The following is a 26102-nucleotide window of genomic DNA, read 5'->3' as shown; positions in this document are numbered from 1 at the left end:
ATGTATTGTTTGAACAGGTGGTCAATGAAAACGTTAGCACGAAGGGTATATCTGTTATTGCTGTGTTTAGCGTTGCCTTTGGTTGCTCATGCCTCTCAGGTCTCTCATGTACTCAGGGCAATTGTTAGTGATTCAAACACCGCGCCCTATGCCATTTTCAATGCTGATAATCAATTACAAGCGGGCTTGAGCAAAGACATCATTGATGAGTTGGCAAGATATCTTGAGCTGCCCGTGGTTTATATTAACCTGCCCAGGGCACGTGTAGAGCCTTGGTTGTTGCAAGGTGAGGCAGATCTAGCGTGCTTTTTAAACCCCGATTGGGTTGAACAACCAGATGACTTGTTGTGGACGGATGCGTTATTTACAACTCAGCAGTTGTTAGTGCGCCGACGCGAGGCGAAGCCGGTTACCGGCATCCAACATTTAGCAGGCAAGCGGGTAGGCACTAGTCGTGGCTTTACTTATCCAGAGCTAGAGCAAGTTTTTCGTTCAGGCGATGTTATTCGTGATGATGCTCATTCGCTGGAGAGTAATTTGCTGCGGTTAAAGCAAGGCCGATTAGATGTGGTGATGACTGTAGATTTGTCCTATCACTTCTATGTTCAGACGTCAGCAGATCAGAGTTTTTCAGCTGATCCGCTTTGGTCAGAACCACCCGGCGTATATTGCGGTTTGAGCCGTTTCTCGCCACGCCGGGCGCAACAGATTAAAACGGCGCTAAACGAGATAGTGAACAGCGGATTTATTCAACAGAGACTGAAGTTTTATACCAAACTACAGCGCTAATCCCTTATCTGCGTGGGTCGTCTTTTAGTTTCGGTATCTTTAACCCTAGTTCCTGTCCCCGGTAACGTGCATAGTAAGTGCAACCTATAAACATCATCGTAGCAAGAGCAAACTCTACAAATGACAAAAATTGATGTAAGCCTGTGCTTACCCACATATTCGTCAGGCTGTGAAGAAAATATATCATGACAATAAAATTAGCCCATGCCAATGTGTACGCATGCCCCTTAACTATGCCGTAAAACGGTAACCACAAAGGTAACCAAAGCAGCGCCAGTAGGACATAGCGATTACCTAGTTGCGGCGGTGCTAATAATAAAATCCAAAGCGGTTGCAGTAACCAAAGCCCGGCAAAACCCAATCTTCCCAATAATAAATAACGCGATGTTTTGTCAGACATCGGCACAAAACTGGTTTGTTGCATAGTTAACACCTGTTTGATTTAAGTTTCTGGCTCAACTTAGCCAGACGTTTACCAAATGCTTGGGCAAGCCGTTGCTCATCGACACTAAGCTTGGATCCACCATGGTGACCACTGACGTGAGATGGGCCATAGGGTGTCCCACCAGTTTGAGTTTGATGCAGCTCTGGTTCACTGTAAGGAATGCCGGTGAGCAGCATACCATGATGTAATAACGGCAGGCTCATACTTAACAGGGTTGCTTCGTTTCCGCCATGCATACTGCCGGAGGACGTAAATACTCCTGCAGGTTTATCGATGAGTTCGCCTTTAAGCCAAATACTGGTTGTTGTATCCCAAAACGCCTTTGCATCGGCCACCATATTACCAAAGCGTACGGGACTACCAAATGCCAGCCCGTCACACTGGCGTAGTTCATCTTGGCTGACAATGGCGTGACGGCTTGCAGTATCTGGATCCAGTGGTGGTATGCAGCGCACTATGGCTTCAGAGCCACCTTGTGCTACACCAATAGCAATTTTGTCAGCTAATGCGGCAACAGCGCCATGGCGTGAATAATACAGCACCAAAATACGAGTCGTCATGATAGCAAATTCAGCACGTTGCTAGGTGGCCGGCCAATTGCCGCTTTATCACCATGAACAACGATAGGGCGTTCGATGAGTTTGGGGTGTATAGCCATCGCTTCTATTAACTGTTGGTCGGTTAGCGAACTGTCTGCCAAGCCAAGTTGTTTGTACTCATCTTCTTTATTGCGCAATAATTGACGTGCACTAAGTCCCAACAGTTTTAATAAATGTGCCAGTTCCTCAGCTGTTGGCGGTGTTTTAAGGTATTCAATAATGTCTATTTTGTCAGTGTGTTGTTCTAATAAACTCAGGGTTTCACGGCTCTTGGAACAGCGTGGATTATGGTAAATTTTTAACATTAAAGGTCCTGTTAAAGGTAAATTTGACCGCAAGTTACATGCGACGTACCCGGTCAAACTCGGTTTGTAATTGGTTTTTCTTAGCTTCAAGGCGTCGGTTTTCAAGTTTCTCTTCCGATTTCAGATAGTTTAACGCCTCATTTAAATCATCTATAGCACGCGGATAGTCCGCTTGCTGATATCTTAGATCTGCTCGCGCTTCATAGTATTTAGCAAAATCACCACTAGCTTTGTAAGCATCTGCCAACATGCCATAGGCTAAAATATTGTCATTTTTATAAAACAACAGACTTTTTAAAAGGTGAATAGCCAGCCGATGAGCGCCAGATGAAAGTGCCACATTGGCATAATTGAGTGTAACAACCTGATTATTTGGGCGTAGCAAATATTGTTGCTCAAGCATGTTTAGGCAAAGCTGGTATTCTTTTTGTGCCAAAAGTATATCGGTGTAAACGTCAATGTAATACAGGTTGTGTTCGTCATTTTCCAGTAAGTTCTCAATGACCTTTCGTGCGGCATCCAGTTTTGCATTATCTAATAATGCGATGGCAAGACCGTACTGATTGGCTTTGGTATTGCCGCCTGGATCACTTAGTTTTTTTCTGAAAACGGTTTCTGCATCGTCTTTGCCATACTGATATCTAGCTAAAACGCGTGCCTGACTTAGCGTAAAGTCCTGGCTATCTGCGACGAAACGCATGGGATATTGCTCAGCTCGCAGTCGGGTGTCGCTGACTCTGCTTTGTGATAAAGGGTGAGTTTGTAAAAAAGACAACTGCTGGTTTAAAAAGCGGCTTTGCTCGGTTAATTTACGAAAAAAATTAGGAACCGCGTACGGATCAAAACCTGCATCCGCCAATATTTGCATGCCAATGCGGTCTGACTCTTGCTCATTTTTACGCGTAAAATTTATCGCCGCTTGTTGTGATGCCCCCTGTGTGGCCATCATTGCGGCCATACCTGCTTCTGGGTTAACAGTAGCCAGAACAATAGCACCAAGTATCCCCGCTAGCGTCAACGGCGCTTTTTGGCTTTGTGCTTCAAAGAAACGGGCGATGTGGCGCTGTGTAACGTGAGCAATTTCATGTGCTAGCACCGATGCAAACTCACTTTCGCTTTCTGCAACCGCTAAGGTGGCGGTGTGAGACGTGATATTACCGCCAAGTGTGGCAAAAGCATTGATGTTTTTGTTGTCTACCCAATAAAACTTAAACGGAAAATTTACATCGTTCGCACGGGCCACGAGGCGATTGCCAAGCGAATTAATATACTCGTCCAGCAGCGGATCATACACCATAGGCAAGCTACCACGTGTTTGCCGCATCATAACATCGCCCAATTGTTTTTCTTTATCGGGCGTTATAGTACTAAAGGCATTACCGCCTAAATCAGGTAAGTTTGCTTGAGCATCAATTGTCACAACTTGCGCTAATGCTACCAGCACACAGATAAAAACAGGTTTGGTTACGACGGAGAAATTCATTGGAAAAACACCTGCCCCTGTTAGGTCATGTTGTTCTAAGGATGATGTTGGCTTTGTCTGGTGAAATAGCGTTAAGTTCAAATCAGACAGGTTGTTAATTTACCATATATTTGTATTCATCTGGCAGTTAAGCGCCAAATTTTACATTATCTTCGGTATACTGCTACGAGTTTCGGCACTTTTGCCCGTATGTCAGATGTTGGAGTCTTAATATGCTGGATTGGTTGAAAAAATGGTATGCCAATAAGTTCTCAGATCCTCAGGTTGTGACATTATTCTTGTTGTTATTATTTGGCTTTATGGCCATTTATTGGCTGAGTGGCATTTTAGCGCCAGTGATGGTGGCGATTGTTTTTGCTTACTTGCTGGAGTGGCCGGTAATTCATCTTAGTCGACTGGGTTTATCCCGAAGTGCGAGTACGGTGATGGTGGTTGCCGGTTTTGTTGGCCTGGCCACGCTAACATTAATGTGGATTATTCCTATAGTGTGGTACCAGGGGCGAAATTTATTACGTGATTTGCCGCAGATGATCGACCAGGGAAAAAACTACTTACTGGCCCTTCCTGAGTCATTTCCCGGCGTCGTGAGTGTTGAGCAAATTACCATTTTGATGCACTCGGTAGATGAAAGACTGATGGCATTTGGCCGTGATATGTTACAGATGTCACTGGCTTCTATTGTTGATTTAGTCGCGCTGCTGATTTATTTGGTACTGGTGCCACTGATGGTGTTTTTTATGTTGAAAGACAAAGCTCAGCTAACATCCAGCTTTGTACAAATATTGCCTGCAGAACGGCGGCTTATTAGCCAGGTTTGGCATGAAATGAATGCGCAGATCATGAATTATATTCGTGGCAAAATTCTTGAAATTTTAATTGTTGGTGCCTTAAGTTATGCCGTTTTTGCCATTTTCGGCTTGAATTATCCGCTGTTATTAGGGGTTTTGGTGGGTTTATCTGTATTGATACCTTACATTGGGGCGGCGGTAGTAACACTGCCTGTGGCACTGGTCGCGTTTTTTCAATGGGGGCCTACCGCAGACTTTGGTTATCTGATGTTAGCTTATGGCGTGATACAGGCCTTGGATGGTAATTTGCTTGTCCCATTGTTATTTTCGGAAGCGGTTGATTTAAATCCGGTTTTTATTATTATTGCTGTATTGTTTTTTGGTGGGTTATTTGGGTTTTGGGGGATATTTTTTGCCATTCCATTGGCATCGTTGGTAAAAGCAACGGTAAAAGCCTGGTCAGCAAGAGCACATCCGCAGAGCGGGAATGTAGACTAATCTAAAATAATATTAATGTGATGCAAAGCGAAGTGCTGTGCATCACATAATTTACACTAGCTAAATAGTGTTTACTCCGTTGCTGGCATTATGCGCAGTAGTTGGCCGTCGGAGCTGTCTGTAAGAAGGTACACTGCGCCATCGGGTCCTTGTTCTACGTCACGAACACGTTGACCAATCATAATACGTTCTTCATGGCTTACCTTATCGCCAGTGAGCTCTAGCCGAACAAGTTGTCCAAACTTAAGTGAACCAACGAAGAGATTGTTCTGCCATTCTGGAAATAGTTCAGCGTTATAAAAAAACATACCGCTGGGAGCAATTGATGGCACCCAATAATGCAGCGGTTGCTCTAAACCCTCCTGAGCGGTTTTACCGATAGCACCACCACCGTATTCCTCACCATAAGTAATCAATGGCCAGCCATAATTTTTACCGGGTAGCACAATGTTAATCTCATCACCACCTTGCGGGCCATGTTCATGTGTCCACAATTGCCCGGTTTGAGGGTGCAATGCTGCCCCTTGTATATTGCGATGACCATAAGACCAGATTTCTTTTTTTGCGTTCGCCTGACTGACATAAGGGTTATCAGTGCTTGGTGTTCCGTCGGTATTAATGTGAATGACTTTGCCAATGTGGTTATCAAGCTTTTGCGCTTGTGTTCTTTCACTGCCTCGATCGCCTGTTGTAATAAACAATTTACCGTTATTGTCCATTACTAATCGGCTGCCGAAATGATGGCGGCTATCATACTTAGGCTGTTGACTGAAAATAATACTGACGTCCGTTAGGGTATCGTCAATTAATTTAGCTCGCGCTACGGCTGTGCTATTACCACCAGTACCGGGTTCACTAAAGCTGAAATACAGTGTTTTGCTTGTGGAAAAGTCGGCTGCAATAATGACATCTAACAAGCCGCCTTGACCTCTGGCATCAATTTGCGGTAAGCCATTAATGGCTTGTCGGGTTTTACCGTCAGCGCTGATATGCTGCAGTGTACCATTACGCTCTGTAACGAGTATTGAGCCATTGGGTAAAAATGTCATGCCCCAAGGGTGGTTTAAACCCGTGGCCATGGTTTCAATTTGCACTGCTGCTTTTTCTGTCAACAGTGGGTCGGCGTGTGCTGATAGCGTCAATGACGCTACTAAGCTGGTTAAAAGGAGAGGCTTTAACATGTAAAACTCCATAACTTAACAATTAGACCTGATGTGCTATCTCAGTAATTATGCAGCTTAGTTTACAAACTGCTGCCAAAGGAGGGTTTTTTCTATTTTGGTGAACACTTAACTAAGATAATCAAGCACGACCTGATGGTGATCTTTAGTTTTGAAGTTATCAAATACTTTTGCAACAGTACTATCTTGGTTAATGAGAAAACTAATGCGGTGCAAACCATCATATACTTTGCCCATAAACTTTTTTTCACCCCAGACACCAAAAGTGTCTGCAACTTTATGATCTTCATCAGAGAGTAAGGTAAAGTTAAGTTCATCCCGTTGTGTAAATTTAGCGAGTTTAGCCGGTGCATCAGTACTAATGCCAATAATGGTAATCCCTTTCGCGGTTAAATCCGCTTTAACATCACGTAGGGCACATGCCTGGACGGTACAACCAGGCGTCATGGCTTTGGGATAAAAATAAACTAGAACTTGGCCTTGTTGCAGTAAGTTACTTAATTTAACCGGGCTATTGTGCTGATCTTGTAAGGTAAAGTCTGGTACTATTTCACCAGCTGCTAAGTAAGACATTGCGAACTCCTGTTAAGTTTGGGCATGGAAACTGCCCGTTAAATTCATGCTGTGAACTAAAGCCATAACATCAGATTCAATTTGTTGTGCCGGTTCACCTTCTGGCAACTCAAGTGTCATCATGGTATGCATGACACTCTGACCATACTCATCTAGTTTGCTTTCAGATTGTAAAGAACCAATGTAAACCTGCCTGCTTGCTAATAAACCGGTAATAGTACCTAATGTGCCCACTCGGTCGGCGCCTTTGTATTCAAGAACATAATGTGCAGCAACGGCTTTGCGTTGATGGGCACTGGTACGTTTGGTCATTGTGGTCAGATCAAGTTCCAGCCCTAAGCCAGGTAACAAATGTTCAATACGGCTAATTGCCGCTAAGTCGCCTGAAAGAAGCATAATAAATGTAAACTCGCCACCAAAAATAGCCATTCGACTGTCGATGATGTTGCAATTACAGTCGGTAACCAAACGCGCCAGTTTGCTGACAATACCGGTACGATCCGTGCCGATGGCGGTTACTACAAGTTGTTGTGGCATAGAATAAAACCCTGATGGCAAACCGAAAAATTGTGAGTAAAAAAGCTGGCAATAAGTTTACCATACCGCCAGATTATGTCATCCGTTTGTCTTGAATAGCGTTAAGGTCAGAAGGATTCTTGTGTTTAGTGCATTGTCTCTTTAACATAGGCGCCCTTAGCAATTATTGAGGCAATAAACGACATGTTCAGAGGAAGTTGGGTTGCGTTGATTACCCCTATGACGGACGCGGGTGACATTGATTATGTTAGCTTGGCACGTCTGGTCGAATTTCATCTACAAAATGGTACTCAGGGTTTGGTCATAATGGGCACTACAGGTGAAGCCGCAACGATCAGCTTTAAAGAGCAACTGGATGTTATTGCTAGAGTTTGCACTCAAGTAAATGGACGTATCCCCGTTATTGCTGGGAACGGAGCTAATTCAACAGCTGAAGCCGTTGAACGTACACAGATGTTAAGTCAGTTGCCAATTGATGGTTTTCTTACGGTAACACCGTTTTACAACAAACCGATGCAAAAAGGCATGATATTGCACTTTAATGCTGTTGCTTCTGCGACAGATAAACCTGTATTGCTTTACAATGTGCCCGGCCGCACCGGAGTGGATTTGCTGCCTGAAACTGTAGCAGAGCTGGCCAACACGGCAAATATTGTTGGCATTAAAGAAGCGACAGGCTCCATGCCAAGGATTGTTAAACTTAAACAGTTTTGTCCTGACGATTTTATGCTACTAAGTGGCGACGATGCGTCGGCTTGCGAGTTTATGCTGCAAGGTGGCCATGGCGTAATTTCGGTGACGAGCAATGTCGCGCCTAAAGCCATGGCACAATTATGTCACTCGGCGTTGATTAATGAGCGCAGGCAGGCAGAGCAGATTGATGGCACACTGCAGGCGTTACATCATGACTTATTCATTGAAGCTAATCCGATACCGACTAAGTGGGCACTGCGTAGAATGGGATTGATAACATCAGATTTTATGCGATTGCCATTAACCCAACTTGAACCAATTCATGGCACTGTAATCGAACAAGCATTAACGCAGGCTGGTATTCAGCTTTAACCGCATATTTACCTCGCGGTACCACATTTAGGAGTAGTAAAGTGCAAGATTGGATTAAAGGTAGTGTAGTTGCCAGCGTGTTGCTGACAGGCTGTTCTTTATTACAAACTGATCAAACAGAAACGTCGAGTCAGTCAGCAAGTCTTACGTCTATCAAGGTTCCTGATAATTTACGCAAACCCGCTGCACCTGGTCAGTTTGATGTTCCGGAAATTGCAACAACTAGCACGCTAACTGATATTCGCTCGCCGGCGTTAGTGTTAGCAACGGCAGTGAGTAGCCGGGTAGAAGAAGGTGATAAATTATCTCGGGTTTGGTTTGATCGCACCGATTATACCGGCGATCTTGTGCCATTTTTACATAAAATGCTGCAAACGCAATTTTCAGAGCAAGGCATTGAGTTACAACAGGATAGCAGTGGGTTAACCTACACAACTGGTTGGATCGCACGGTCAGAAGAAGACGGTTTTTGGTTTTGGGCGTCGGAACAAAAACAGGAACAATCCCGCTTTAGTCTTGTCATCGAGCCTCGCTCACATGGCCGCTCTGCCAGTGTCACTGTTCAGATGCTTGAACATCAGTATTTTACCCCGTCTGGCGAGCTTGCTAGTAATGATAAGCAACGTCAGGAAATTGCACTACTTAACCAAATAATTGACCGTATTGGTAAAGAGGAAGTGACCATTGCAACGGCAAATAAATCTAAAATTCCTGATGTGGCTATGGAGCCCGGTATGGATGCAGCTGGAAATCCAGCATTGCTAACACCGCAGCCAATAGAGGTCACCTGGTCACAGCTTGAAACATTGTTCACCGCGCTTAACTTTACTGTTACAGATAAAAATCGTTCGATATATACCTATTACGTTGACTATGAGAAACCGCAACAAGGTCTATGGTCAAAATTATGGGGAAGTGAAAGTAAACCTGTGCTGCCAGTATCTAATGGTGCCTACCAATTGGTTCTAAGCCGTGTAGATAAACAGACTGCGATCAGCTTGAGAGACAAAGATGGGGCCCAGCTAGATGCTGAAACCGTGTTGTCTTTGTACGAGCCGTTTGCCCAAGCTGCGCGTTTGGCAAGAGTTGAGCTGTAAACGTTTTTCAGCTCTAACAAACCTGACGACGTTAATGAAGCGTCGTCGAAGACTACAGTTAACTATTTCGCGCTAAATTTGCATTAATTTGACGTCGATTGCTGCGCGTTTAACACTGTCTTTTTTTACAGAGCCACCCATAGGTGGCTTTATTTTATCGTTGTGCATTGAAACAAAGCCGCTTTTGTCATTACACTGCGCTGGCAATTACGGAGATAATCTATGCTTGAAATTCAGGACTATTTGAAAATTTTGATTGGTATTTTTGCCATTCTGAATCCACTTGGAGCTTTACCGCTTTACTTGTCTCTAACTCAAGGCCATAGCAAATCTGAACGTAGGCAAACAGCCGCTAGCGCAGCTAAAGCTGCAACAATCATATTACTTATTACTCTGTTTTTTGGTGAGTTTATTCTGAGCTTTTTCGGTATTTCAGTTAATTCATTTCGTGTCGGTGGTGGCATTCTGATCCTGCTAATGGCGATATCAATGCTATATGCCCAAACGAGTAATGCAAAAAATACAGATGCAGAACGCGAAGAAGCGGAGCATCGAAAATCTATTGCGGTTGTTCCTCTTGCAATGCCGATGTTGGCAGGGCCGGGCGCAATTAGCTCGATAATTCTTTATGCCAATCGCAGCGACGGGTGGCAACATTACGCTATTATGTCTGCCGAATTAATCGTTATTGGTTTGGTGCTTTGGGGGTTGATGCGTCTGGCTGATAAAATATCTGCCCGTTTGGGCCAGACAGGTATGAACATTATTACTCGTGTAATGGGGCTGATTCTGGCTGCTATTGCGGTAGAGTTTATCAGTGCGGGGTTAAAAGGGATCTTTCCGGTATTGGCCTGAGGTATTAGATGATGATGAAGATAGTCTTTTTTTGTAGTGCGCTCGTTAGCCTTTGTTTATTGCAGTCGGTAAGTGCTGGACAGATAAATGATTTGTATCAAGCTGATGTAGCTGCAGAGGGCGGCAATGATGTTTGGCAACAGCAAGCATTAATTCAAGTACTTATTCGGGTAAGTGGTAAAGCTGATATAGATTTAGTCCCTGAAATAAAAGAAGAATCAAAGCGTGCATCCGTATACATAAAACAGTTTAAGTCAGTACGGACAGCTGATGGCAATAGAATGCGTGTGTTACTTGATGCTTCAAAGGTTAATCAGCTACTACAACAACATAACATTGCCGTATGGGGAGCATTACGTCCAGATATACTTGTCTGGCAGATAAAGCAAAAAGAAGGTGAGCGTACCTTTGTTCGCCGGGCGGATCAGCCGCTGAATGTCGCTTTGCATCAAGCCTTTTTGTTTGCTGGCTTGCCGTTGCTGCAGCCATTATATGACATGGATGATTTGCTTAATTTATCTGAAACGGACGTATGGGCTGGTTTTTGGCAGCAAATTAATCAAGCAAGTGTTCGCTATGGTGCCGATGTTATATTAGCCGTTACAGTTGATGAAGTTAGCGAAAATGATAAAACGTTATTGCGCCTAAGTTGGCAACGTCAGGATAGCGGCAGAACCTTCCGAGATACAGTTACCGCAGCTGATGAACAGAGTTTAATGCATAACTTTGCATCGGTATTGGCGTCTCAGTTAGCAGAGCGTTATGCAACGCTCATGTCTGAGCAACACAGTGCAGATATTGAGTTAGTCATACAAAACGTAACAAATTTAACTGATTTAGTTAGAGTGCAACAGCTTTTGCAGCAAATGGTTGGAGTAACAAATGTCACCATTTCCCGTTTTGAAACGGATCAAGCTTATTATCGTCTGCAAACCAATATTGGTGCAGAAGGGCTGATGAGCGCACTAAAGTTTAATCCGCAATTTAAGCTCAAAGATATGACAACGATGCTGGATAATGCAGCGCTTAATACGGCCTTGCAACCTGTGCTGGCTTCATTTGAGTATATAAAACCCTGATGCAGCCGCTGCAATATACCCTGGCAGTTACACTACCAGAAGATGAAACACTTGATAGTTTCTACGCTGCGGGTCAAACGGCAGCTGTGTCGTTTTTAAAGACTTATTTACACCAGCCTGTGCAGCAAAATCCGGTGTATTTGTTTGGCGCCAGTGGTAGTGGTAAATCACATTTACTCTATGCCGCTTGTGTGCAAGCTCAAGAGCAAGGTTTAGTCAGTCAATTGCTGACGATGGATGAATGTCGCCTGTTAAGCCCGCGCTTGCTGGATGATTTAGAACAACTCGATTTAGTGTGTCTGGATAACATTCAGGCTATAGCGGGTGAACTTAGCTGGCAGACTGCGGTATTTGATTTGTACAACCGGATGTTGGAACAAGGCAAAGCATTGATTATTGTTGGCAACGAAGCACCTCATAAACTGGGGTTTCAGTTGGCAGACTTGGTGTCCCGGCTACAGGCGTGTACGGCATTTCAGCTGCGTTTGCTAACTGACGATGATAAACAAAAACTACTGCAACAAAAAGCCCGCTTGCGTGGTATCGATTTGCCTGATGAGGTTGCGCGTTATTTATTGAATCACCAAGACCGTGATATCCGAGCATTAGTAGCTATGCTAGACAAACTCGATAAAGCTACTTTGGTGCATCAACGAAAGCTTACCATTCCATTTGTTAAAGATATTCTTAATTAATACCACTAACTTAGTAGAAAAATTGCCTTAACAGCCTGCGTTTAGTTGCAATTCTGGTGTATCATTGGCGGCTTTGACACGACTAAACCCTAGCTGCTTTGAGGACACGCATGAACCTAACAGCAATATTGGAAAACGCCTTGCAGGCCGTTGCCGCCGCCGCAGATATTCCGGCTCTGGAGACTATCCGGGTCGAGTTTCTTGGCAAAAAAGGCAGTATTACTGAACTACTGAAATCTTTGGGCGCGATGGATCCTGAGCAGCGTAAGCAGGCCGGTGCTGAAATTAATGAATTAAAGCAAAAGGTACAAGACGCGCTAAATACCCGTCGTGACTTGTTGCAACATGCTCAATTAGCGGCAAAACTGGCGCAGGAACAAATTGATGTTACCTTGCCAGGTCGGTCTTTAGAGCAGGGTGGTTTGCATCCGGTAACCCGCACCATTGAACGTATTTCAGCATTTTTTGCTGAACTGGGTTTTGAGGTAAAACACGGCCCTGAAATTGAAGATGACTTCCATAACTTCGATGCATTGAACATACCTGAACATCACCCGGCACGGGCAGATCATGACACCTTCTATTTTAATCCTAAGTTAATGCTGCGTACTCAGACGTCTGGTGTGCAAATTCGCACGATGGAGCAGCAGCAACCCCCTCTGCGTATTATTTCGCCTGGGCGGGTTTATCGTAATGACTACGACCAAACACATACACCGATGTTTCATCAGGTGGAAGGGTTGATGGTTGATACTGACGTAAGTTTTACCGAACTGAAAGGCATACTGCACGATTTTCTGCATAACTTTTTTGAAGAAGACTTGCAAATTCGCTTTCGGCCATCGTTTTTCCCGTTCACTGAGCCTTCAGCCGAAGTTGATGTAATGGGTAAAAACGGCAAATGGTTGGAAGTGTTAGGTTGCGGTATGGTGCATCCTAATGTGTTGCGTTCCGTTGGTATCGATCCTGAAGTCTACAGTGGTTTTGCTTTTGGTATGGGCGTCGAGCGTCTTACCATGCTGCGATATGGTGTAACCGATTTACGTGCCTTCTTCGAAAATGATTTACGTTTCTTAAAACAGTTCAGATAAGCGGAGTTAATTTAAATGAAATTCAGTGAAGCCTGGTTACGCGAGTGGGTAAACCCAGCTATTGACACCAACACCTTATCTGAACAATTGTCTATGGCTGGCCTTGAAGTCGATGGTATCGAGCCAGTTGCAGGCGAGTTTACTGGTGTTGTTGTAGGTGAAGTTGTTGAGTGTGGACCACACCCTGATGCAGACAAGTTACAGGTAACCAAAGTTAACGTCGGTGGTGAGGCGCTGTTAGATATCGTCTGTGGTGCAAAAAACTGCCGGGTTGGACTAAAAGTCGCTGTAGCAACAGTTGGCGCAGTGTTACCTGGTGATTTTGTTATTAAGAAAGCTAAACTTCGCGGTCAACCGTCTCATGGCATGTTGTGCTCTTTTTCTGAGTTGGGTATGGCAGATGATTCTGACGGCATTCTTGAGCTACCAAAAGACGCCCCTATTGGCCAAAATGTGCGTGACTATTTGCAGCTTGATGATCGGATCATTGAAGTCGATTTAACGCCTAATCGGGCTGATTGCCTTGGTATCAAAGGGCTGGCGCGTGAAGTCGGCGTGCTTAATAAATTGCAAGTTTGTGAGCCCGTTATTTCGCCAGTTAGTCCGGTTATTGCCGATACCAAAGGCATTACGTTAAGTGCACCTGATGCTTGCCCGCGTTATTTAGGCAGGGTAGTACGCAATATTAATGTAAAAGCTGCTAGTCCATTGTGGCTTACTGAAAAATTACGTCGTTGCGGTGTTCGCAGTATTGATGCTGTGGTTGATATTACCAATTATGTGTTGCTGGAGATGGGCCATCCAATGCATGCCTTTGATTTAGCGAAGCTTGATGGTGATATCAATGTGCGTTTTGCCAATGAAGGCGAAAAGTTGGTGTTGCTTGATGAAACTGAAGTGGAATTAAAAGCGAATACTTTGCTTATTGCTGACAACAACAAACCCTTAGCTATGGCCGGTATTTTTGGTGGTTTGTACAGCGGTGTTACCGCAGAAACAACTGATGTGTTTTTAGAAAGTGCATTTTTCTCACCGCTGGCCATAGCGGGCAAGGCGCGCCAATATGGTTTGCATACCGATGCATCACATCGTTATGAGCGCGGTGTTGATCCTCAGCTGCAACATAGCGCTATGGAACGTGCGACAGCATTGCTTATTGAAATTTGTGGTGGCGAGGCTGGCCCTGTGGTTGAGGCGGTATCAGAAACGCATTTACCGACGGTACCCGATATTACGTTGACCGAGGGTAAATTAGCGCGAATTTTAGGTGTTAGCCTGATAAAAGCCGATGTTACCGCTATATTTAATCGTTTAGGTTTAACCGTGTTAGAGACTAATGATGGCTGGCAGGTTTCGGTGCCCGGATATCGTTTTGATATCCGTATCGCAGAAGATTTAATTGAAGAAGTTGCACGGGTTCACGGCTACAACAATATTCCGAATATTGCACCACAGGCCAGTTTGAAAATGCGTACTTTCCGTGAAGCTGAATTGAACATACAGCGTTTGCGTACTGTGTTAGTCGATCGCGGTTACCAAGAAGCGATTACTTATAGTTTTGTTGACCCTAAAGTTCAACAGCAATTGTTTCCAGAGCAGCAGGCATTAGTACTGCCAAACCCAATTTCAACAGACATGTCTGCTATGCGATTAAATTTGTGGCCTGGTTTGCTGCAAACGGTGCAATACAATCAGAACCGGCAGCAAAGCAGAATTCGTTTGTTTGAATATGGATTAACGTTTGTTCCTGATACTGCTGCTGAAGGTGGTGTACGTCAGGTGCCAGTAATTGGCGGTGTTATTGTCGGTTCCATGCATAATGAGCATTGGAATATGGAAAACCGGGCCGCCGACTTCTATGATATAAAAGGTGATGTTGAAGCGTTGTTGGCACAAACGTCAGCGGTGGAACAATTTCACTTTAAGACAGGTGAGCATAGCGCACTGCACCCGGGCCAAACTGCAGTCATTTATCGTGATGACGTGCAAGTGGGGCATCTGGGAGCACTTCATCCGGAAGCTGAGCGTAAGTTGGGTATTAAAGGCAAAGCGTACTTGTTTGAACTTGATGTTACCGCGCTTGGGTTGCGTGATATTGTGCAAGCGAGCGAGCTGTCAAAGTACCCGGCTAACCGGCGCGATTTAGCTGTAGTTGTAAAATCAGAGGTGCGTTTTGCTGATATTGCTGCTACTATAAAAAAAGTTGGCGGAAATCAATTAGTTGACCTAAAATTGTTTGACGTATACACAGGGGCAGGTGTGGCAGAGGGTTATAAATCACTGGCCATTGCTTTGACCCTGCAGGATTTAGCGCGTACCCTGGAAGATAAAGATATCCAACAGTTGGTAAATCAAGTAGTTAGCGCGCTTGGGAAAGAGTTCAACGCAACGTTGAGGGATTAAGAATGGCGCTTACCAAAGCCGATTTAGCAGAACGTCTGTTTACAAAGTTTGGCGTTAGTAAACGCGATGCCAAACTCATAGTGGAAGCTTTTTTTGAAGAGATCCGCACAGCTCTGGAGGCGGGCGATCAGGTAAAGTTATCGGGCTTTGGCAATTTTGACCTGCGGGTGAAAAATGAACGTCCAGGCCGTAATCCAAAAACCGGAGAGGATATTCCAATATCAGCTCGCTGTGTTGTGACGTTTCGACCGGGACAAAAGTTAAAGTCTCGTGTAAAAGTAGGCACTAGCAAAAAATAAGTTGTTGCTATCAAATATATAAACGGCAAGTTGCGAAGGCATCTTGCCGTTTTTTTATGCATTTGATTTGGCAGCGCTACATTTTTCCGATCTGAAAGGCGCTAAGATAAGTATACAGTATCAATAAATAGGATATGAGTTGGTTATGTCAGTTAAAGTAGGTATCAGTGCTTGTGTTTTAGGTGAAAAAGTTCGTTATGATGGTGGACACAAGGCATCAACTTTTTGTCTGCAGCAGCTCGCTCCGCTTGTAGAGTATGTGCCGGTATGTCCGGAAATGGCGATTGGTATGACCGCACCACGCCCGGCAATACGCTTACAACTAGATGATGAACATAACGTTCACTTGGTACAAAGCAATAATACTTCTATCGATCATACTGACAAGATGCTTGCCTTTAGCCAGAAAAAATTACCTCAGTTGGCTCATCTCTCCGGATATGTCGTTTGCGCAAAGTCGCCCAGTTGCGGTATGGAAAGGGTAAAAATGTTTAATGCTAATGGCGATAGTCTTGGCAAAGTTGGTGTGGGTATATTTACGCGACAAATAATGCAAGTGTATCCATGGTTACCGGTAGAAGAAGATGGCCGGTTATTTGATCCGGCGTTAAAAGAGAATTTTATTTGTCGGGTGTTCAGTTGCCATGATTTTCAACAGGCTATGTGTGATGGTTTTAGCGTAGGCAAGCTCGTTGCTTTTCACAGTCGCTATAAGTTTTTAGTAATGGCGCATAGCCCTGTAGCATATCGTCAACTTGGTCGTTTGGTAGCGCAAGCAAAATTGTTTTCACCGGAAGAACTGCAACAACGCTACTTGCTTGAGCTAATGCAGGCGCTAAAAAATATCGCCAGTCGCAAACTGCACAGTAATGTACTGCAGCATTTGCAGGGATTTATGAAAAATCTGCTAACGGCAAAAGCAAAACAAGAATTATCTGAGCTAATTCATCGATATCGGCAGGGGTTTGTGCCACTTTTAGCGCCAATTACGTTACTGCAACACCATTTGTCTGAGCATCCCAACGAGTATGTAAGTGCGCAACGTTATTTTTCACCTTACCCTGAAAACCTGGGATTGAGAGCCTGATATGCAGCAACTTAACGTAGTGTGGTTTCGTAATGATTTGCGTGCCTATGATAATGCAGTGTTAGATAGCGCAGTAGAGCATTCAACCCGAAACGGCTCCCCGCTTGTTGCACTTTTTATTGCCACTCCTGATAGCTGGCAGCAGCATGATATGGCATTAATTAAGCAGGATTTAATTCGTCGGCGTGTTATGCAACTAAAAACAGAGTTAGCGGTTCTTAATATTCCGTTAATTGCAGTTGAAGGCAATGATTATAAACAGGTAGGCGAAGTGTTTGTCCAGCTTGTTAAGCATTATAAGCTGTCTGTATTTGTTCAGCGTGAATATGAACTTCGTGAGCAGCTTCGTGACAAGCAAGTCGAGACAATTCTGGTCGACAGTGGCGGTCAGTATATTGAGTTTGACACCCAGTGCATCATGCCGGCAGGCTCCGTAAGAACTCAGCAAGGCGACATATACAAAGTATTTACCCCTTTTAAGCGAAATTGGCTGGCGGCCCTCAAACAGCATGGCATGCGTTGTTACCCAAAGCCTAAGCCATTAGCTATTAATACCATTGTGCTACCTGAGTTTGATGAAATGCAGTCAGGTGATAACAGCTCAGCTGCATGGTCTGTAGATGAAGTGGAGGTGTTGGGTAAGATGCGGCAGTTTTGTCAGGAAAAGGTCGGAGCTTATCACACTGCTCGTGATTTTCCTGCTATAGATGGCACTTCACTATTATCAGCTTATCTCGCCATTGGCGTTATTTCACCAGCACAATGTGTTGCCCGTTTGCAAATAGAGGCCAAAGATAGCTGGCAAAGCGATAAATCGGGTGCTGAAATATGGCTTTCAGAGCTTATTTGGCGTGAATTTTATAAACACATATTAGTGGCTTACCCAAACCTGATAAAGCACAAACCTTTTCAGTCAGAAACTGACGGCATTCGCTGGAGCAATAACGAAGCATTGTTTAAAGCGTGGTGTGAAGGTCAAACCGGCTTCCCTATTGTTGACGCCGCGATGAGACAACTTAATAAAACCGGCTGGATGCATAACCGTTTAAGGATGATTACCGCAAGTTTCCTTGTTAAAGACCTGCATATAGATTGGCGCTGGGGCGAGCGATATTTTATGTCAAAGTTAATTGATGGCGACTTTGCTGCAAACAACGGTGGCTGGCAATGGGCGGCCTCTACCGGTACTGATGCTGCGCCATATTTTCGTATTTTTAACCCAGTAAGCCAAAGTGAAAAGTTTGATCCGCAAGGCGAGTTTATTCGTTTGTATGTGCCAGAGCTAAGCAAACTGCAAGGTAAGGCTATACACTGGCCGCATTCGTTAGGTGGGGTAAAAAGTTATTTCTCGCCTGTTGTCGACCATGCAACTGCACGCAAGCATACTTTAGAGATTTTTGCAGAGGTCAAGAAAAACGCATGAATATAGTAGCGGCACCACGCATTGAAAATTTTTTGTCCTTTTATAACGGGTTATCCAGTCAAAATATGCAGCGTTTGACTGAGGTGTATCACCCTGACGTGGTGTTTATCGACCCTGTGCATGAAATACATGGCTTGCACTCATTAAGTCACTATTTTGAGCATGCTTATGCAAGATTAAAATACAGTGAGTTTGTTGGGCTGGATAAAATGGAGCAGGGTGAGCAGGGTTTTTTAAGTTGGAAAATGCGCTTTTCACATCCGGCTATTGGTAAAGGCAAAATTATTGAAGTAGACGGTTGTTCAGTGCTGCGTTGGCAAGACGGCGTTATTATTTATCATCGTGATTATTATGATTTAGATGAAATGGTGTACCAACATTTACCGGGGTTAGGTTGGGTTACCAATAAAGTTAAACAACGAATGGCAAGTTCTTAATGATAAGAGGTCAGCAAAAGGAAGCAGTATGCGAATAGCAGTAGTTGGCGGTGGCATTTCAGGCATGATGTCATGGTATTTGTTGCAACAAAAATATGATGTAACATTGCTCGAAGCGAATAATTATCTTGGTGGACATACCGCAACAAAGGACGTTGAAGTAGAAGGTAAACGCTATGCTGTGGATACTGGCTTTATTGTGTTTAACAATTGGACATACCCTATTTTTAACCGTTTTATTGCCGAGTTGGGTGTAGAATTCAAGCACACCACAATGAGTTTCTCGGTAAAGAATCCGGCTAAAAACTTAGAATACAATGGCAATACTTTAACAAGTTTGTTTGCTCAGCGCCGTAATTTACTTCGTCCCTCGTTTTGGTTAATGTTGCGTGACATTGTGCGCTTTAATGCACTAGGTAAACGATTGTTGCAAGAAGATGCAGCTGATCTTGAACTTTCTTTAGGGGAGTTTCTGCAAAAGCACCGTTTTGGCAAAGCGATAAAAGAGAATTATCTTCTACCCATGGGCGCTGCTATTTGGTCGGCAGGTTTGGTTGATATGCCGGCATTTCCTGTACGGTTTTTTCTACGTTTTTTCCAAAACCATGGTTTGCTTAATGTAACAGACAGGCCGCAGTGGGCAGTAATTAAAGGCGGTTCAAAAACTTATGTTGATGCGTTGTTAGCGAAACTGGGCAGCGACAGCGTTAAACTCAATCAACAAATCATTGCAATTGAGCGAAGCCAAAACGGTGTTACCATTCGTTTTGACGATGGTCGTGAAGAGCAGTATGACAAAGTGGTATTAGCATGCCATAGTGACGAAGCATTAGCGTTACTAGGTGATAATGCAACCAACGAAGAACGTGCAGTATTGGGCGATATTGCTTACCAACAAAATGAGGTGGTTTTGCATACGGATACTCGCCTGTTACCAAAACGTAAGCGCGCTTGGGCGGCTTGGAATTATAACTTGGATGCCAGTGAAACGCAGCGGGCAACCCTGACTTACAATATGAATTTATTGCAAGGTATTACCGCACCCGTTACGTTTTGTATAACGTTAAACCACAGTGAAGCTATTGCGAAAGATAAAATTTTAGGTGTTTACCATTACTCACATCCTGTATATAACGACACGACATTAGCAGCTCAGGCCAAGCGCAATAGCATCAGTGGGCAAAATAATACCTTTTTTGCCGGCGCTTACTGGTATAACGGTTTTCATGAGGATGGTGCAAAAAGCGCTGTTGATGTAGCAGCGCAGTTAGGAGTTCAATTTTAATGCAGTCTGGCCATGCAGTGTATCAAGGCGAGGTAGGTCATCTTCGATTGTTACCTCGCGAGCACGGCTTTTCCTATCCTTTAGCCTACTATTGGTTGGATAGTGCGGCATTAACGCGTACTGCCTTAGCGCACAATGGCATTCAGTTGGAGAGATTTGGTGCATTAAGTTATCGGCGAAAAGACTATCTTACCGGCGCTAGCAATATTGCAGACGCTGTTAGGGACAAAGTAAAACTGCTTGGTGGTGAGAAACTTATAAGCCAGATTTATTTGCTGACCCCATTGGCTAACTGGGGGCTTTATTTTAGCCCTATAACACTGTACTACTGTTACGACGCACAAAATAACTTTTGTTACTTACTCGCTGAAGTAACAAATACGCCTTGGAATGAGCGTCACTACTATTTGCAAAAAATTCAACCTGAACAGCAGCATTACCAGCATCAAAAAGCATTTCATGTGTCGCCATTTAATCCAATGGACATGCAGTATCATTGGCAAATTTCATCGCCTGACGATAGTTTGCTCTGCAGTATTCGTAATACCCAAGCGGATAAGCACATTTTTAGTGCTTGGATCACGTTAAAAAGACACAGTTTGACTAAGCAATGGCGTAAACGTTGGTTGATCCGGCAACCATGGCAAAACGTACAGGTTTTATTACGTATATATTGGCACGCACTTAAACTATTGGTAAAACGTATACCAGTGCATGCCCACCCAAAGACAAAGGATACCAATGCATGACAATAAGCCTGACAGAAGCCTCTCAATTTACGAACCTTACCTGGTTTGATCGATTGTGTCGTAAGTTTGCGTTGGACTTTTTTAGTAAACTTAAGTTTGGTGATATCACCGTAATCGAAGGTAATCAACGGCTTAGATTTGGTGATGAACACGCTAGCTTAAAAACAGTGATCACTGTTGTAGATCCTGGTTTTTATAAGAAGCTTGTTATGGCAGGCTCGGTTGGGGGCGGTGAAGCATACATTATGGGCTGGTGGCGATGTGATAATCTTACGGCGTTGGTACGCATTTTTGCATTAAACCTTGAGACATTAGACAAGCTTGATTCTGCGATTACCCGGTTGGGACGACCATTGCTTAAAATGATGGATTGGCGCAACCGTAATTCTAAGGCTCAGGCAAAGAAAAATATTGCGGCGCACTACGATTTAGGTAATGACATGTATCGGTTGTTTTTGGATGACAGCATGATGTATTCCAGTGCTGTCTACCCTGACGCTAATACCGATCTGGCAAAAGCACAGCAGCATAAGCTGCAACTAATTTGTGAAAAGCTACAGCTGAAATCGTCAGATCATTTATTGGAAATTGGCACGGGTTGGGGCAGCATGGCAATTTACGCCGCACAACATTTTGGCTGTAAGGTAACCACTACGACTATTTCGCAACAGCAGTTTGATTATGCAAAAGCCCGTGTAGAACAGTTAGGCTTACAAGATAGTATTACCATATTGTTTAATGATTATCGTGACCTGAGTGGCCAATTCGATAAATTAGTGTCGATTGAGATGATAGAAGCGGTCGGAGAGGATTACTTAGATACCTATTTTGAGAAATGCGCAAACTTGCTAAAACCTGATGGCATAATGGTATTGCAAGCCATAACCATAGTAGATCAACGGTATCAGCAATATGTTCGCGAAGTCGACTTCATCAAACGCTATGTCTTTCCCGGTGGATGTTTGCCATCTGTTAGCCGAATGACTGACGCCATTGGCAGAAAGACAGACCTCGTAGTAAGGCACCTGCAGGACATTGGATTTGATTATGCCAGAACACTAAAAGATTGGTGTGATAATTTTATGCATGCCCGCGATAAGGTACATCATCTGGGTTACGATGATAACTTTGTTCGTTTATGGCATTTTTATTTGTGTTATTGCGAGGGCGGGTTTCTGGAGCGTGCGACCAGTGCGGTACATGTTGTCCTGTCGAAACCACAGAATCGTAACGTTATTTAAGCGTACTATTTGCACGATAAGGTAGTGCTGTGAGTTATGCGTTGCCTTAACACGTTTTCACTTTCACACTTACCCTCCTAATTTTGTTAGTTTAGGAGGGTAAGAAGTTAACGCTACTTTTGCTTAAGAAGATATCTAGCCTAGCGTTAGGTCGTTGGAACCAAAATAATACCATGTTCAGCAATAACAATTTTCTTATCTTTGTATAAACTGCCAATCGCCTGTTTGTAGGCTTTCTTGCTCACACCGAAGGCTGCATAGATAAGTTCTGGTGAACTTTTATCCGTTAGTGCCAGTTTGCCGTCATTTTGTTGCAGCTTGTATAAGATACGGTCGGTCAGCTCTTGTGCTTGTTTAAACGTTGATGCGTTGAGTCTTATATCAATTTTGCCATCATCACGCACTTTAACAATGTAAGCCTGCATTTTGTCGCCACGTCTTAGCGGTTTAAACACTTCGTTTTTATACAAGACACCCCAGTGTTGATGATTCACTACTGCTTTGTAGCCAATGTCAGTTTGTTCACTGATCATAATGCTAACCTTGTCGCCGGCATTATAAGAGGGAGGCGTTTTATGCAGGTGACGGTCTAGTTTAGTTGACGCGACTATGCGATTACTATTATCAACATAGCAATACAATAAGTACTTTTGGCCTTCTTTTAATGGGATTTGTTGCTCACTGAAAGGAACAAGTAAGTCTTTCTTTAAGCCCCAATTTACAAAAGCACCTACTTTTGTTGTAGCAACAACATCTAGTTGTGCCACTTCGCCTACTTTGATTTTAGGCCGTTCAGTCGTCGCGATAAGTTGGTCTTCTGAATCCAGATAGAGAAATACATCAAGCTCACTGCCAATCTCCAGCCCAGCGGGACTGACGTTATTAGGCAGTAAAATTTCTCCCCAACTTAATCCATCGAGATAAAAGCCAAATTTAACCTGTTTTTTTACCGTCAAACGGTTAATTTTTCCAAGTGCCAGCATGCAGATTCCAAAAGTTAGCCCGTTAAGGCGAAGTATAATGCCGGCTATTGTAGCGGTTTTTTTGTCACGCTGCTGTATATTAGCCTGAGCATGATAAACTAAGCGTCATTTTAATTTATATAGGCTTATGCTTAGGTGTCTATACCGCAGTTACTTCACCCACGCAACGTGCATCAGGGACGATATGATTTTAACGCACTATGCGCAGCTGTACCCAAGTTGGCAGCCTTTGTTTCCAAGAACCCAAACGGCGAAGCAACAATAGATTTTGCTGATAAAGAGGCTGTATTACTGCTAAACCAAGCGTTGTTGGCTAAATACTATCATGTGAAATTTTGGTTATTACCCGCCGGCTATCTTTGTCCTCCAATCCCAGGCCGGGCTGACTACGTGCATTATTTAGCCGACTTGCTAGGTAGAATTTTTTCACAGCTACCTAAAGGAAAACAGATTAAATTGCTGGATATAGGCACCGGAGCAAATTGTATTTACCCTATTATTGCAAACCAAAGTTATGGCTGGCACGTAACAGGATCAGATATTGATGTTGTGGCAGTGAGAGCTGCTGCAACTATTGTTGCGGCTAACACGGCTCTTAAATCATCAATTCAAATTATTGAGCAGCCAGATACTAATGCTATTTTCAGTGGCGTGATTGGCGAAGGTCAGCAATTTCATTTAACAATGTGTAATCCGCCATTTTTTGCTTCGCAAGCCGAAGCTGACGCCGCAAATGAGCGTAAATGGGCCAACCTTGGTAAGGCGGCGGAAGGCAAAGGGCGTAACTTTGCTGGTAAACAGCACGAGTTATGGTGTGATGGCGGCGAGCTAGCCTTTATTCGAAAAATGATTACAGAAAGTCAGCTATTTAAACCACAGGTGTGTTGGTTTAGTAGCTTGGTTTCACAGCAAAAGCATTTGCCACCATTGCAAAAATTGTTGCGATCAGTTGGCGTGGTACAATCTGAAGTGATTGAAATGCGGCAGGGCAACAAAATTAGTCGGATTCTCGCTTGGAGTTTTTTAACTGTAGAACAACAACGGCAACGTTTTGGTGCCACTGATAATGATAGCTAACATACCCATCACTTTGGATAGTTAATTTCGCTGCTATTATTTTTGCCCAAATCTTTTCATCCACAATGTAACCGAAAGTTTTTACTGCCGGATCTATTATGGTAATAAGACTGCCAAGGGCAATACATGATGTTTAGCGTCATCGTGATTATTAATTATCATCTTGATACGATGCTGTTCAGGAGGCGAGGATGGACTGGCGACAGTGGCTTGACGTAAAACAATATGAGTTTTTATTACACTGGTTTATGCGGCGTCAGCGTGAGCTTAAACTGGCGGAGTTAAATGAACCGTTAGCTTATGATGGCTTTAGTCTTTATGATCAACTTTGCCAGCAAATGTTGAAGGAGGCCGAAATCGCTTATATTGAACGCTTCTCTCAAACAGTTGCACCCATTGCACTGACAAATATGCTGCATTTAGCTGAGCTTGAATTATCTGGACGTCCGCATAAAGCACCGGTTCGGAGTGTGCATTGAAGCATGTTATAAGATCATGCACTAAAGCAGACACACTATTTTTGTGACTGCTCAATTCGCTTTAATGCGTCTGTTAACATGGCAAGATCAAGCTTATCATTCAACGGTAGCAAAGTTCCTGCTGACCAAACGCCATAGCTACCATCGGCACGAAGGATCACCATCTTGTCTTTTTTGAAGCTAATAATTTCCTGCCCACTGATTGTCAATTTAGGTAATGCTCTTGGCTTTAACAAGTTGTCACCTAACCAGCTCATGTGCGAGCTACAACCGGCCTGTGCTAACAGTGTCGGTAGCCAGTCTAGCTGCTGAGTCACTTGATGCGGCTGAAGTTTACGCAACGCAGCCCAGTTGGACCAAACCTCTGCAGGAGCCAGATTAAAATTGTCATGCTGCCCGGTTAAACTCAGTAACACAATATTGCTATATTGTTGATACAGCGCCCAGTGTTGTAGCGGTTTATTATCGAATACTATAGCGAAAGCGCTATTATTAGTATGTTCTAACCAAGGTACACCCGTAATTTTAGTATCTTCATGCCGGCTGATGCTAACCCGTCCGTTACCGAGTTGGTTTAGCCAGCCTGGTGCATTTTCCAGCCACTGCTGCGCATTATCATCAACGCTGAACTTACCATACAAAAGATGTAACAACGCTTCATTTGTATTGCGTGGAGCAAAGTGCTGCTCCAGGGGGTGTAACCCTTTTGCGGCTAATAAATTTGATGTCGCAGCCGGCAGTGTGTCACTAACGAGCAGTAAGGTTGGCTTACCTGCATCGTCGTCATTGCACACAAGTGTTTGGCCAATGGAAAGCTTGCTGGGATAGCTTAGTTTGTCTAACTGTAGTTGAGCCCGGCTATTCAAATCCACTAATTGGTAGCGGGCAAGAAAGGTTTTTGCGGTGGCAGGGTAGGACAGTGGTAAGACATTATCTTGTTTAGTTATATCCAGTTGCAAATTCGCATCAGCATAGATGTGTAGCAAATGGCTTAACATAAAACTACCAATAAACCCCATAAAAAGTGGCGTTGTCATGGAAGACTTTTTGAGACGTTCGATTTTCTTCCAGCAGTAATTGCTCACCGTCAGTTCCAGGGCAAACAGCAATGCGCCAACAGTAAGGACAATTAACACAAAATTGCGTAAATTAGTCACAATTTGTTGTCTAAGCAGCTCTGTGGCCTGATCAATAGATGCACTGCCAATGTGATAGCCTAAATTTGCGTATACATAGGCGTCGAATATCAGCACCACAAATGCGGTACTGGCAAGTATTGCAGCTAAACCGCGCACATGGCGTTGATAAGGGAAAATTAACGATATCGGAAATATCGTCAGGATAAAAAACATAAAACATAAAAATGCAGTATGTCCAACCCAGTTGACCAGTAAATATAGCCAGCCAATTGCTGTGATAGGAGCCGGTTCTGATAGCCAATACACCGACGTTACGGCCAGTGCCAGTAAAATATTAAAAAAGCTAAACCAATGCCCCCAGTTAAGTAAGCGATTCACTTTTTTTACCAGCGACAGGCTATTTTCAAGCACCATAATTGC

27 protein-coding genes are annotated in these 26102 nt (G+C 43.7%); 18 read left to right on the top strand and 9 right to left on the bottom strand.

Going from position 1 to position 26102, the window contains the following annotated elements:
- Positions 1 to 24: 24 nt before the first annotated feature.
- Entirely contained in the window at positions 25 to 789 is a 765-nt protein-coding gene (locus H595_RS0110345; RefSeq protein WP_037054408.1) for a substrate-binding periplasmic protein, read from the top strand.
- 4 nt (positions 790 to 793) lie between these two features.
- Here H595_RS0110345 and H595_RS0110340 read toward each other — a convergent pair whose 3' ends face one another.
- The 4 genes from H595_RS0110340 to bepA are packed head-to-tail and all read right to left on the bottom strand — an operon-like array spanning position 794 to position 3621.
- Complete coding sequence (locus H595_RS0110340) at positions 794 to 1213, bottom strand: DUF2069 domain-containing protein (RefSeq protein ID WP_027671152.1); 420 nt, start codon at positions 1211 to 1213, stop codon at positions 794 to 796.
- A gap of 2 nt (positions 1214 to 1215) precedes the next feature.
- The gene (gene wrbA / locus H595_RS0110335; protein ID WP_027671151.1) at positions 1216 to 1794 is read right to left on the bottom strand and encodes an NAD(P)H:quinone oxidoreductase; all 579 of its coding nucleotides are present in this window, start codon (positions 1792 to 1794) and stop codon (positions 1216 to 1218) included.
- Positions 1791 to 2138: an arsenate reductase (glutaredoxin) gene (arsC, locus tag H595_RS0110330; RefSeq protein WP_027671150.1), complete on the bottom strand. Its 348-nt coding sequence runs from the start codon at positions 2136 to 2138 to the stop codon at positions 1791 to 1793. The genes wrbA and arsC overlap by 4 nt, the downstream gene beginning before the upstream one ends.
- Before the next feature lie 34 nt (positions 2139 to 2172).
- Positions 2173 to 3621 carry a beta-barrel assembly-enhancing protease gene (gene bepA / locus H595_RS0110325; protein WP_027671149.1) on the bottom strand — a complete coding sequence of 483 codons (1449 nt, stop codon included), beginning with the start codon at positions 3619 to 3621 and terminating at the stop codon, positions 2173 to 2175.
- A 212-nt stretch (positions 3622 to 3833) separates the two neighbouring features.
- On the opposite strand from bepA, the gene H595_RS0110320 reads away from it, so the two are divergent.
- Positions 3834 to 4907, top strand: a complete 1074-nt coding sequence (locus tag H595_RS0110320) for an AI-2E family transporter (RefSeq protein ID WP_027671148.1) — start codon at positions 3834 to 3836, stop codon at positions 4905 to 4907.
- 71 nt (positions 4908 to 4978) lie between these two features.
- Here H595_RS0110320 and H595_RS0110315 read toward each other — a convergent pair whose 3' ends face one another.
- From H595_RS0110315 to H595_RS0110305, 3 genes are all read right to left on the bottom strand, one after another.
- The gene (locus H595_RS0110315; protein WP_027671147.1) at positions 4979 to 6088 is read right to left on the bottom strand and encodes a PQQ-dependent sugar dehydrogenase; all 1110 of its coding nucleotides are present in this window, start codon (positions 6086 to 6088) and stop codon (positions 4979 to 4981) included.
- Positions 6089 to 6196: 108 nt separating this feature from the next.
- Positions 6197 to 6661, bottom strand: coding sequence for a thioredoxin-dependent thiol peroxidase (gene bcp, locus H595_RS0110310; protein ID WP_027671146.1), 465 nt, complete (start codon positions 6659 to 6661; stop codon positions 6197 to 6199).
- 12 nt (positions 6662 to 6673) lie between these two features.
- A complete protein-coding gene (locus tag H595_RS0110305) occupies positions 6674 to 7198 on the bottom strand; it encodes a glycine cleavage system transcriptional repressor (protein WP_027671145.1) in 525 nt (174 codons plus the stop codon).
- A 183-nt stretch (positions 7199 to 7381) separates the two neighbouring features.
- Here H595_RS0110305 and dapA point away from each other — a divergent pair, with 183 nt between their 5' ends.
- The 14 genes from dapA (at position 7382) to H595_RS0110230 (ending at position 22004) form a co-directional block, all read left to right on the top strand.
- Positions 7382 to 8263, top strand: a complete 882-nt coding sequence (gene dapA / locus H595_RS0110300; RefSeq protein WP_027671144.1) for a 4-hydroxy-tetrahydrodipicolinate synthase — start codon at positions 7382 to 7384, stop codon at positions 8261 to 8263.
- A 41-nt stretch (positions 8264 to 8304) separates the two neighbouring features.
- Positions 8305 to 9360, top strand: a complete 1056-nt coding sequence (bamC, locus tag H595_RS0110295) for an outer membrane protein assembly factor BamC (protein ID WP_027671143.1) — start codon at positions 8305 to 8307, stop codon at positions 9358 to 9360.
- Positions 9361 to 9582: 222 nt separating this feature from the next.
- On the top strand, positions 9583 to 10215 hold the full coding sequence (locus H595_RS0110285; RefSeq protein ID WP_027671142.1) for a YchE family NAAT transporter: 633 nt from the start codon (positions 9583 to 9585) through the stop codon (positions 10213 to 10215).
- A gap of 8 nt (positions 10216 to 10223) precedes the next feature.
- Positions 10224 to 11294, top strand: a complete 1071-nt coding sequence (locus tag H595_RS22050; protein ID WP_051219831.1) for a DUF2066 domain-containing protein — start codon at positions 10224 to 10226, stop codon at positions 11292 to 11294.
- Positions 11294 to 11989 carry a DnaA regulatory inactivator Hda gene (hda, locus tag H595_RS0110275; protein ID WP_027671141.1) on the top strand — a complete coding sequence of 232 codons (696 nt, stop codon included), beginning with the start codon at positions 11294 to 11296 and terminating at the stop codon, positions 11987 to 11989. The genes H595_RS22050 and hda overlap by 1 nt, the downstream gene beginning before the upstream one ends.
- Positions 11990 to 12099: 110 nt before the next feature.
- Positions 12100 to 13080 (top strand): phenylalanine--tRNA ligase subunit alpha, encoded by a 981-nt coding sequence (gene pheS / locus H595_RS0110270; RefSeq protein WP_037054404.1) that lies wholly within the window; start codon positions 12100 to 12102, stop codon positions 13078 to 13080.
- Positions 13081 to 13095: 15 nt separating this feature from the next.
- Positions 13096 to 15483, top strand: coding sequence for a phenylalanine--tRNA ligase subunit beta (gene pheT, locus H595_RS0110265; protein ID WP_027671139.1), 2388 nt, complete (start codon positions 13096 to 13098; stop codon positions 15481 to 15483).
- Between the two features lie 2 nt (positions 15484 to 15485).
- Positions 15486 to 15782, top strand: a complete 297-nt coding sequence (locus H595_RS0110260; RefSeq protein ID WP_027671138.1) for an integration host factor subunit alpha — start codon at positions 15486 to 15488, stop codon at positions 15780 to 15782.
- A gap of 145 nt (positions 15783 to 15927) precedes the next feature.
- Positions 15928 to 16869 carry a YbgA family protein gene (locus H595_RS0110255; RefSeq protein ID WP_027671137.1) on the top strand — a complete coding sequence of 314 codons (942 nt, stop codon included), beginning with the start codon at positions 15928 to 15930 and terminating at the stop codon, positions 16867 to 16869.
- A 1-nt stretch (position 16870) separates the two neighbouring features.
- On the top strand, positions 16871 to 18292 hold the full coding sequence (phrB, locus tag H595_RS0110250) for a deoxyribodipyrimidine photo-lyase (protein ID WP_027671136.1): 1422 nt from the start codon (positions 16871 to 16873) through the stop codon (positions 18290 to 18292).
- Positions 18289 to 18729 carry a nuclear transport factor 2 family protein gene (locus H595_RS0110245; protein WP_027671135.1) on the top strand — a complete coding sequence of 147 codons (441 nt, stop codon included), beginning with the start codon at positions 18289 to 18291 and terminating at the stop codon, positions 18727 to 18729. The genes phrB and H595_RS0110245 overlap by 4 nt, the downstream gene beginning before the upstream one ends.
- 28 nt (positions 18730 to 18757) lie before the next feature.
- Positions 18758 to 20014: an NAD(P)/FAD-dependent oxidoreductase gene (locus H595_RS0110240; protein WP_027671134.1), complete on the top strand. Its 1257-nt coding sequence runs from the start codon at positions 18758 to 18760 to the stop codon at positions 20012 to 20014.
- Entirely contained in the window at positions 20014 to 20763 is a 750-nt protein-coding gene (locus tag H595_RS0110235; protein WP_027671133.1) for a DUF1365 domain-containing protein, read from the top strand. Before H595_RS0110240 ends, H595_RS0110235 begins: the two co-directional genes overlap by 1 nt.
- Positions 20760 to 22004: an SAM-dependent methyltransferase gene (locus tag H595_RS0110230; protein ID WP_027671132.1), complete on the top strand. Its 1245-nt coding sequence runs from the start codon at positions 20760 to 20762 to the stop codon at positions 22002 to 22004. The genes H595_RS0110235 and H595_RS0110230 overlap by 4 nt, the downstream gene beginning before the upstream one ends.
- Positions 22005 to 22150: 146 nt before the next feature.
- Here the strand turns inward: H595_RS0110230 and H595_RS0110225 are convergent, their stop codons facing one another.
- Positions 22151 to 22987 (bottom strand): CvfB family protein, encoded by an 837-nt coding sequence (locus H595_RS0110225; RefSeq protein WP_027671131.1) that lies wholly within the window; start codon positions 22985 to 22987, stop codon positions 22151 to 22153.
- A gap of 135 nt (positions 22988 to 23122) precedes the next feature.
- On the opposite strand from H595_RS0110225, the gene rlmF reads away from it, so the two are divergent.
- Together rlmF and H595_RS0110215 are read left to right on the top strand one after the other, a co-directional pair.
- Positions 23123 to 24064, top strand: a complete 942-nt coding sequence (rlmF, locus tag H595_RS0110220) for a 23S rRNA (adenine(1618)-N(6))-methyltransferase RlmF (protein ID WP_027671130.1) — start codon at positions 23123 to 23125, stop codon at positions 24062 to 24064.
- A 191-nt stretch (positions 24065 to 24255) separates the two neighbouring features.
- Positions 24256 to 24543, top strand: coding sequence for a hypothetical protein (locus tag H595_RS0110215; protein ID WP_027671129.1), 288 nt, complete (start codon positions 24256 to 24258; stop codon positions 24541 to 24543).
- 35 nt (positions 24544 to 24578) lie between these two features.
- On the opposite strand, the gene H595_RS0110210 is transcribed toward H595_RS0110215, so the two are convergent.
- Positions 24579 to 26060 (bottom strand): DUF3413 domain-containing protein, encoded by a 1482-nt coding sequence (locus H595_RS0110210; protein ID WP_240474871.1) that lies wholly within the window; start codon positions 26058 to 26060, stop codon positions 24579 to 24581.
- Positions 26061 to 26102 lie beyond the last annotated feature (42 nt).

Origin of the sequence: Rheinheimera baltica DSM 14885 (assembly GCF_000425345.1) — a bacterium.
Taxonomy (GTDB): domain Bacteria; phylum Pseudomonadota; class Gammaproteobacteria; order Enterobacterales; family Alteromonadaceae; genus Alishewanella; species Alishewanella baltica.
This window is presented reverse-complemented; position numbering and strand designations above follow the sequence as displayed.